We start from the raw sequence: 1438 nt of genomic DNA, 5'->3' as shown, positions 1-1438 counted from the left end.
ACGGTCCGACGTCATTCGGCGCTGGGATACTTGACGCCGCGGGAGTTTGAGTTAGGGTATCGGCATCTAGACGAGATCGCGCAACTTGCAGCTTAATCCCGTGTCCACGAAACCGGGAACGCTCCAGACCCGATGAGCACTAGCGACTCTCCAGTGGCACCGACAGCACTGCACTGCTTCTCTAACCGCCGCCTTCGCCGTCTGGGCTCAGTGAGGCGGCGAGGAGGTAGTTGGGGGAGCGGTCCAGGTTGTGCTGGGAGCGGTCATAGCGGCGGGTGGTGCGGGGGTCGGCGTGGCCCATGGCGTCCTGGACGTCCTGCAGTGCCGCACCCAGGCGCAGATTTTCGGTCGCATAGGAGTGCCGCAGGCTGTGCGGGGTGACCCCGGCGGGCAGGCCCGCGGTGCGGCACAGTCGACGCAGCTGCTCGTAGGCGCTCTTGTACGGGTAGCGCGTGGTGCCGTCGGCGGCCAGCAGCAGCGGGCCGCTGTTGCGTCCGCCGGGGAGGTCTTCGCCGAGCTGGTCGAGGTAGTCGTCGACGGCGCGCACGACCGGTGGAGGTAGGGGGACGCGGGCGGTCTTGCCGCCCTTGCGGGTGATCTTCAGGACGCGGTGGCCGTGGTCGTGGCCGTAGTCGCGCACGTCCGCACCGAGGGCTTCGGAGATGCGCAGGCCGCAGAAGGTCAGCAAGGCGACCAGGGCGTGGGTGCGGGCGGAGTGCGCGGCCGCGGCGGCCAGCAGCCGGCGCAGCTCGTCGGCGGTGAGGCCGATGGCTTGGCTTTCGTCGCTGACGCGGGGGCGGCGGACGGAAGCGACGGGGGAGTGGGTGAGGACGCTGGCGTCGTGGATGCCGTAGTCGTAGAAGCCGGATAGGGCCGAGAGGCGACGGGCGATGGTGGCCGCGGAGGCGGAGCGTCCGGTGCGGGGCTGGGGGGTGGTGGTGAGGTGCCGGACCCAGGCGTCAACGTGGAAGCGCTGCGCGGCGAGGGGGTGGACGTCCATCTGCTGGCACCAGGTGGCCCAGGCGGTGAGGTCGCGGCGGTAGGCGGTCTGGGTGTGCCCGCCGTAGCTGAGCAGCCAGGCCGCGGCGAGGCGGTGGAAGGGGTCGTCGCTGGGGGAGCCGGGCAGCCGATCCAGCACATGGGGACAGACTGCGGGTGCCGACCCCACGACGGAGGCGAGCATCATCAGGAGGCTTCCTCATCATCGTCTGAGGCCGCGGCAGCGATCTCTTCCAGCTCCTGCAGTGCACGGAGAACCGATGTCACTAGGAGCATCGCGATGACCGCGTTGCCTCGGGAGTAGTGGGATACGGGCTCTTCGGATCTGATGGTGGGAAGGCCGTCCTGACCTGAGGGTCGGAGAGCGGACCGGGGCGACTCGCCGCGACGGGCACCTGCCGGGCAGGTGGGGTCGAGGCCGTCAGGATCAGAAGCGACC

1 protein-coding gene is annotated in these 1438 nt (G+C 69.8%); it reads right to left on the bottom strand.

Annotated features, from left to right (window positions below; genetic code table 11):
• Window positions 1–181: 181 nt before the first annotated feature.
• Window positions 182–1138, bottom strand: a complete 957-nt coding sequence (locus tag AB2L27_RS20120; RefSeq protein WP_370443270.1) for a tyrosine-type recombinase/integrase — start codon at window positions 1136–1138, stop codon at window positions 182–184.
• Window positions 1139–1438: the final 300 nt, after the last annotated feature.

The organism is Kineococcus halophytocola, from assembly GCF_041276425.1.
GTDB classification, from domain to species: domain Bacteria; phylum Actinomycetota; class Actinomycetes; order Actinomycetales; family Kineococcaceae; genus Kineococcus; species Kineococcus halophytocola.
The sequence above is the reverse complement of the archived record's forward strand: the minus strand, read 5'-3'. Positions and strand labels throughout refer to the sequence as shown.